Annotated in this window: 3 protein-coding genes, 15 tRNA genes and 1 rRNA gene; 17 read left to right on the top strand and 2 right to left on the bottom strand. The window is 42.1% G+C overall.

Annotated elements, in window-relative coordinates; translation table 11 throughout:
• Positions 1–59 precede the first annotated feature (59 nt).
• From rrf to HNQ41_RS07465, 17 genes are all read left to right on the top strand, one after another.
• Positions 60–176: ribosomal RNA gene (rrf, locus tag HNQ41_RS07545) — 5S ribosomal RNA — on the top strand.
• Positions 177–184: 8 nt separating this feature from the next.
• A tRNA-Asn gene (locus tag HNQ41_RS07540) sits at positions 185–259 on the top strand.
• Position 260: 1 nt separating this feature from the next.
• A tRNA-Ser gene (locus HNQ41_RS07535) sits at positions 261–351 on the top strand.
• A 21-nt stretch (positions 352–372) separates the two neighbouring features.
• A tRNA-Glu gene (locus HNQ41_RS07530) sits at positions 373–447 on the top strand.
• Between the two features lie 150 nt (positions 448–597).
• Positions 598–674 (top strand) — tRNA-Met (locus HNQ41_RS07525).
• Between the two features lie 129 nt (positions 675–803).
• Positions 804–879: transfer RNA gene (locus HNQ41_RS07520), tRNA-Asp, on the top strand.
• Between the two features lie 3 nt (positions 880–882).
• Positions 883–958: transfer RNA gene (locus tag HNQ41_RS07515), tRNA-Phe, on the top strand.
• 7 nt (positions 959–965) lie between these two features.
• Positions 966–1,041, top strand: a tRNA-Thr gene (locus HNQ41_RS07510).
• A 54-nt stretch (positions 1,042–1,095) separates the two neighbouring features.
• A tRNA-Tyr gene (locus HNQ41_RS07505) sits at positions 1,096–1,181 on the top strand.
• A gap of 23 nt (positions 1,182–1,204) precedes the next feature.
• Positions 1,205–1,278 (top strand) — tRNA-Trp (locus HNQ41_RS07500).
• A gap of 7 nt (positions 1,279–1,285) precedes the next feature.
• Positions 1,286–1,362: transfer RNA gene (locus HNQ41_RS07495), tRNA-His, on the top strand.
• 7 nt (positions 1,363–1,369) lie between these two features.
• A tRNA-Gln gene (locus HNQ41_RS07490) sits at positions 1,370–1,444 on the top strand.
• Between the two features lie 8 nt (positions 1,445–1,452).
• Positions 1,453–1,527, top strand: a tRNA-Gly gene (locus HNQ41_RS07485).
• A gap of 3 nt (positions 1,528–1,530) precedes the next feature.
• A tRNA-Cys gene (locus HNQ41_RS07480) sits at positions 1,531–1,605 on the top strand.
• Positions 1,606–1,625: 20 nt separating this feature from the next.
• Positions 1,626–1,715, top strand: a tRNA-Leu gene (locus HNQ41_RS07475).
• A gap of 25 nt (positions 1,716–1,740) precedes the next feature.
• A tRNA-Leu gene (locus HNQ41_RS07470) sits at positions 1,741–1,824 on the top strand.
• Positions 1,825–2,473: 649 nt separating this feature from the next.
• Positions 2,474–4,540 carry an S-layer homology domain-containing protein gene (locus HNQ41_RS07465; protein WP_184663794.1) on the top strand — a complete coding sequence of 689 codons (2,067 nt, stop codon included), beginning with the start codon at positions 2,474–2,476 and terminating at the stop codon, positions 4,538–4,540.
• A gap of 499 nt (positions 4,541–5,039) precedes the next feature.
• Here HNQ41_RS07465 and HNQ41_RS07460 read toward each other — a convergent pair whose 3' ends face one another.
• Positions 5,040–5,453, bottom strand: a complete 414-nt coding sequence (locus HNQ41_RS07460; protein WP_184663793.1) for a universal stress protein — start codon at positions 5,451–5,453, stop codon at positions 5,040–5,042.
• Between the two features lie 12 nt (positions 5,454–5,465).
• Positions 5,466–6,914: a SulP family inorganic anion transporter gene (locus HNQ41_RS07455; RefSeq protein WP_184663792.1), complete on the bottom strand. Its 1,449-nt coding sequence runs from the start codon at positions 6,912–6,914 to the stop codon at positions 5,466–5,468.
• Positions 6,915–7,046: the final 132 nt, after the last annotated feature.

Here is a 7,046-nt window from a genome sequence, read left to right as displayed (position 1 = left end):
AATATTATTGCATTTCATTCGAGTATGTTATATAATATAAAAGGTCGTTAACAAAGTAGTCTGGTGGCGATAGCGAAGAGGTCACACCCGTTCCCCTGCCGAACACGGAAGTTAAGCTCTTCAGCGCCGATGGTAGTTGGGGGCTCTCCCCCTGTGAGAGTAGGACGTCGCCAGGCTTTAATATTCCACAGTAGCTCAGTGGTAGAGCAATCGGCTGTTAACCGATGGGTCGCAGGTTCGAATCCTGCCTGTGGAGCCATGGAGAGCTGTCCGAGTGGCTTAAGGAGCACGATTGGAAATCGTGTAGGCGGTTATCCCGTCTCGAGGGTTCGAATCCCTCGCTCTCCGCCATTCAAGTAAAAAATATACAGTGGCCCGTTGGTCAAGTGGTTAAGACACCGCCCTTTCACGGCGGTAACAGGGGTTCGAATCCCCTACGGGTCACCATAGATATCGTCGCGGGGTGGAGCAACGAGCGAAGCAACGCTGAAATACATCGAGTTGTCTCGACGCATAAACTTCTAGGAAACACTTTTAGAGGAAGAGACAGTTAAAAGGCATCAAAGCAAACGCATCATCCGAAATCTTTCATATCGTCGCGGGGTGGAGCAGTCTGGTAGCTCGTCGGGCTCATAACCCGAAGGTCGGTGGTTCAAATCCGCCCCCCGCAACCAAAATACCATCGAAGCTACGCCGAATAAGCTTCGAAGTAAGATGGGACTGTGTACTTGAAAAGTGCAACCAAAATACCATCGTATCTACGTGGATTAACATCAAAGAAGGAACAAAAAACTAATAATTATGGTCCCGTAGTGTAGCGGTCAACATGCCTGCCTGTCACGCAGGAGATCGCGGGTTCGAATCCCGTCGGGACCGCCATTTGGCTCGATAGCTCAGTCGGTAGAGCAGTGGACTGAAAATCCACGTGTCGGCGGTTCGATTCCGTCTCGAGCCACCACTTTTATGCTGGCCTAGCTCAATTGGTAGAGCAACTGACTTGTAATCAGTAGGTTGGGGGTTCAAGTCCTCTGGCCAGCACCACTTAAACTGTTGACAAACAAGTTTATATTAAGTTACTATTTTAATTACTGTTATGGAGGGGTAGCGAAGTTGGCCAAACGCGGCGGACTGTAAATCCGCTCCCATCGGGTTCGGGGGTTCGAGTCCCTCCCCCTCCACCATATTTAAATAACGTTTTTATTATAGGGGCATAGTTTAATGGCAAAACAGGGGTCTCCAAAACCTCTGATGTGGGTTCGATTCCTACTGCCCCTGCCAATTGATGGCGGCTGTGGCGAAGTCGGTTAACGCACCGGATTGTGGCTCCGGCACTCGTGGGTTCGAATCCCATCAGTCGCCCCATTTTCATTGGGCTATAGCCAAGCGGTAAGGCAACGGATTTTGATTCCGTGATTCGCAGGTTCGAATCCTGCTAGCCCAGCCATTTTAATTGCGGAAGTAGTTCAGCGGTAGAACACCACCTTGCCAAGGTGGGGGTCGCGGGTTCGAATCCCGTCTTCCGCTCCATATGGCGGCATAGCCAAGTGGTAAGGCAGGGGTCTGCAAAACCCTTACGCCCCGGTTCGAATCCGGGTGCCGCCTCCATATGATTTTTGCTTAATTGTGCCGGGGTGGTGGAATTGGCAGACACACAGGACTTAAAATCCTGCGGTTGGTGTACAACCGTGCCGGTTCGAGTCCGGCCCTCGGTACCATTTTAATTGAATAATCATGAACTAAGCCGGTGTGGCGGAATTGGCAGACGCGTGCGACTCAAAATCGCATTCCTCTGGAGTGTGGGTTCGAGTCCCACCACCGGTACCATCTACATAATAATTTTAAACGTTGATATTATAGTGCGGTTTTCACGAATAGTGAAAACCGCTTTTTTGCGTTTTTAGGGGGAATTTGGTCGTGAGAAAAAAGCGCATCCCACATAAACTTTTCGAGAACTTATTTAAAAGTAGGATTCTTCTGTCGGAAAAAGATAAATATTTCCGTTTCTTAAATTTGGGCGCTTTTAATTGAATGAATTTTATAATAGATGATGTAAAGATCATTTCCGAACATGAATTGTGATTTTCACTGCAGGCGGACGCTTTCCCAAGGGCTTGTCTTCAGCTAAATTCAGCTCCACAAACCATCGTTGAATTCGATCTTCAGACTGCGCTTATCCTTTGGGCGTCACCGCCTTTCGTTTCAATCAGTTTCCCAAACGAACGTTAACCTTCGTGAAATTGATTACATTCGTGATGTTTGTTAAAACCCTTCATTATGAAATTGGTTCAATTGTTTAATATTTATTATTTTGTTCCGACGGTAAAATATATGGAGGCATGTGGTAAATGTGATTTTCGTATCGCATAACAAAAATCTACAGTATACGGCTTTTAAATGATTCCAGTATATATGTACTCTCCTTACACAAAACTAACTATTGAAATGTTGTAGGTTTATTTAAGGAGGGAATAGGATGAGCTTCATTAAACGACATGAGGTGAAAAAGGAAAATAACCAGTATATTATATATTTATATGTTGACCAATCACAAACAGAATTTGCGGATGAATTAGGAAATAATAAAGACATTTCAAGTGAGGATTTAGATAAAACAGCTGAGGGATATATTAAAAAGAAATTCCCTAATATTAAGAAAGCTACCGTAAGAGTGCTACTTGGTTCGATGTTAGTGACTTCGTTTGCTTATGGACCTGTTGTCAATAATGTTCAAGCTGCTGAAGCGGAAACAGAAGTAGAGCAGCAAACAAAAGTGTTTACCGATGTTGAGGATGGACAATTTTATACTGAACCGATTGAAGAATTGTCTGAACGTGGCATTTTAACGGGGTACGATGATGGAACATTCCGTCCAGGGAATGATATTTCTCGTGCAGACACTGCCCTAATTTTAGCCAGGTCGATTGATTTAGATATTGAAAATGCGCCAGCTCCAGGATTCACTGATTTAACAGACGAAGGCAAATATTATTATAATGCCATTGGTGCTTTAGAAGATGCAGGGATTGTAAATGGTTATGAAGACGGTACATTTAAACCTGATCAAACAATCACTCGTGCAGAGTTAGCGAAATTAATCGTTGAAGCTTACGATCTAGATGTAGATGAAGATGCAGACCTTGATTTTACCGATATTGAAGAAGGGGCTTGGTATAAGCAATATGTGGCTCCGCTAGTAGAAAATAATATAACCTTTGGTAAGACAGAGGCGTTGTTTGCTCCAGCAGATGACACAACGCGTGGAGAAGCAGCCACTTTTATTTATCGTGCATTAGGACTTGCTGATGAAGGTGTTACGCCTATTGACGAGGATGTTACCTTTGACTTCATTGGAATAAATGGTTTTATTGAAAATAATGAGAATTCTTTCTCAATTGAAACAAAAGCTGAAAATGTACCACAAGATATAAATGTTCGGTACCAAGCGACACTTACTGGACCAGAAGGTGAACCTGTTGAAGGACAGGAAATAAGTTATGCTGGGGGGACGTTTACAACAAATGAAGACGGAGTTGCTTTCTTCGGCCCTTCTGATGGCTTTAAAACGGAGGACATTGGACTTGATGAAGGGATTACAACTGATTTTATAACAACGTTTACTCAAGCAGGTAAATATGAACTAAGCTTATCATTAGTTGATGTCGCAACTGGTGATGTAGTTGGTGACACGACTAAGGAAGAGTTTACAGTTGCTGATCCAACTGCAGCTACGGACATCACATTTGACTTTCATGACTTTACCGATATAGTAGCTGGTGAAGAGCATAATTTTGCAATTGAAGCGAAGACAGGCTTTGTACCAGACGACCTTAGTGTACGATACGAAGCAACGCTTGAAGGTCCAGATGGAGAACCTGTTGAAGGAAAAGAAATTAATTATGAAACCGATGAGGGATGGGAGACGTTTACAACTGGAACCGATGGTGTCGCGCTCTTTGGCCCTTCTGATGGCTTTAATCCTGCTGATATTGGCCTAGATGATGGGCAAACGACGAACTTTAACACAACGTTCACCACAGCAGGTGATTATAAACTAACGCTTTCATTAGTCGATGCGGATACTGGAGAAACTGTCGGCAACTCTGCTGACCACGAGTTTACAGTCTCAGAAGCGACTGCACCGACAGAAACAGTGACATTTGATTTTAATGATCTAGATGATGTTGTAGCAGGAGAGGAGCATACTTTCTCACTTGAAGCAAAAGCTGAAAATGTACCACAAGATATCAACGTAAGATATCAAGCGAACCTTGTCGGCCCAGATGGGGATCCAGTGTCAGGACAAGAAATTATCTATGGTGAGGGTACGTTTACAACAAATGAAGACGGAGTTGCTTTCTTCGGACCAATTGATGGCTTTAAAACAGAGGACATTGGACTTGATGAGGGGCTTACAACTGAATTTACAACAACGTTTACTGAAGCAGGCGAGTATACGCTTACGCTTTCATTAGTCGATGTGGATACTGAAGATACTGTCGGAGATCAAATAGAAGAAACATTTACAGTAGCGACAGGTTAGAATAGATACAGCACCTACAACCAAACGTTATCTTCATCATTCCTCAGCTTGTCAATATAAACGTATGTCATCACCGTCATCTAAATGAGGGTGATGGCATATATCAATGGAATTCCTTTGCACTGTACAGAAAATTGAGGTTCGGGACCTACCGATATTACTACATCCTGAAAGCATAATCACGATAGCGAAAGTAATAATAAGAAAGTTTAAACGAAAAGCGCATGTTATGATTGTGCTGACAGTTGCAGTGGCGACATTATTGTTTAACTTATGAGCAACATATTATTCCATTAGGAACAACGCTTCGGAAGAATGAGTGAATCAACAACCGTTTTGATAGTGTATTTCGAAATCTATTATACCGCGACAATATTGTTTTGGAGCAGTTCAAAGCGAATAATCCAAAAAAGAACGTCTTTCTTCGTGAAGATGTTCTTTTTTGGATATGTTTTAGATGTAAACGGTCAGTATGTTATATTAACGTCGTTGACAACTCCTATTTAATAATCATCACTGCGCATTCGACTCTTTTAGCGACCTTATGACTAACACTGCCGAGTACCAATTCTTGAAGTCTGTTTCGCCCCCTGCTACCTACAATAACCATGTCAAAATTATTCTCATTTGCGTGTTTTACAATTGATGGACCTGGTTCCCCTCGCAAAAATTCTACCTTATAGTCAATATGAGCTTCTTTGAATTTCTCTTCCGTCGGTTTTATTTTTTCTTTTCTCTTTTCTTGAGCGCCCATTGTATTCCAGTTGTTCAGTACCTCAGTTTTTGAGTTGTCAACGACATAGACAATATGAATAGTGACTTCGGGCATATTTTTAGCCATTTCAACAGTTTTCTCTGCAGCTCGCAGTGCGTATTCAGAACCGTCAGTTGCTAATAAAAGCTTTTTGAACATCCCATTCCCTCCTTAGTGACTGCTTAATTTGTTACGTAATTTATCGACTAAAAGTGTACTTGCTTCATTAAGACCAAATATCTTAACTTCCGTTCCGCTTTCTTCAAACTTAGAAATGATTTTTTCCATCGCTTCTACCGCGGAGTCATCCCATATGTGAGCATTCGTAAAATCAAGTTCAACTTCTTGTAGTTCCTCTTTATAATCAAATGCCTGAAGGGAATCTGTAACAGAGGCGAAAAATAACTGTCCATTGATGAAGTAAGTTCTTTTATTCAAGTGATCATCCAGTTTACTGTCGATATCAATTTTTGAAATTTTGGAGACAAAGAACATTGCACTTAAAAGGATCCCTGCAAAAACACCGATGGAAAGGTCGTGGGTAAGTACAACGGTAACAACGGTAACAACCATCACAGCTGTGTCGGTAGCTGGGACAATTAAGAATGTCCGCAATGAATTCCAGTCAAATGTACTAATTGAAACCATGACCATAACCCCGGCTAAGACAGCCATAGGTATTTGAATAACGATGTGGCCTAAAAGAATGATCAATAACATCAGCACACTACCAGCAACAAGTGTAGATAAACGGCCTCTAGCACCTGATTTGACATTGATGACGGATTGACCAATCATCGCACATCCTGCCATCCCTCCAAAAAGTCCTGTAACAATATTTGCAATCCCTTGGCCTCTACTTTCTTTATTTTTATTGCTATCTGTATCGGTCATATCATCGACAATCGCAGCTGTAAGGAGAGATTCAAGGGTACCTACGACAGTTAAGGATAGCGCGTATGGGAAGATGATGGTTAATGTTTCATATGTTAAAGGTATTTGCGGGAAAAGAAAAACAGGTAAAGTTTGAGTCAATGACCCCATATCTCCAACTGTAAAAACATTTAGATCAGAAAACATTACGATTGCCGTCATGACTACAATGGCAACGAGGGTAGAAGGGATTGCTTGCGATAAGTATGGAAAAAGGTAAATGATTGCAAGTGTTGCTCCTGCAATAGCTAAGATAACCCACCCTTGTCCAAATAAATAGGGAATTTGAGCCTCAAATATTAATATGGCTAGAGCATTTACGAATCCGACCATCACGGAGCGCGGGATGAACTTCATATAACGCGCTAGCTTGAATATACCGAATACAATTTGTAGAACACCTGTCAGTATTGTTGCTGCTAACAAATATTCGAGTCCGTGGTTAGCAACGAGGTCAATCATAAGTAAAGCCATAGCTCCTGTTGCAGCGGAAATCATACCAGGCCTACCACCGACAAAAGCGATAACAACAGGAATAATAAAAGATGAATATAAACCAACCATCGGGTCGACGCCTGCGATAATCGAGAAGGCGATCGCTTCGGGAATAAGTGCTAGTGCAACAACAATCCCAGCTAATATATCTGCTTTTACGTTTCCCAACCATTCTTGTCTGATTTCCTGCATCATAACCACCTTCTGTTTATCAGTCTCCGTTATAAGGTTTGAAAAAAATAGATGATTATTTAAGGAAAAATATGGTGTCACCTTAGTGTGAAGGGGATAAAACAATAAACGACATAAAAAAAAACGAACAGT

Origin of the sequence: Texcoconibacillus texcoconensis, from assembly GCF_014202575.1 — a bacterium.
GTDB lineage: Bacteria > Bacillota > Bacilli > Bacillales > Salisediminibacteriaceae > Texcoconibacillus > Texcoconibacillus texcoconensis.
Note: the sequence above shows the minus strand (reverse complement) of the source record. Positions and strands in the feature narration are given on the sequence as shown.

Coding starts and splice junctions, on each gene's coding strand:
- HNQ41_RS07465 (WP_184663794.1), top strand. CDS start 2,474: ATGAGCTTCATTAAACGACATGAGGTGAAAAAGGAAAATAACCAGTAT.
- HNQ41_RS07460 (WP_184663793.1), bottom strand. CDS start 5,453: ATGTTCAAAAAGCTTTTATTAGCAACTGACGGTTCTGAATACGCACTG.
- HNQ41_RS07455 (WP_184663792.1), bottom strand. CDS start 6,914: ATGCAGGAAATCAGACAAGAATGGTTGGGAAACGTAAAAGCAGATATA.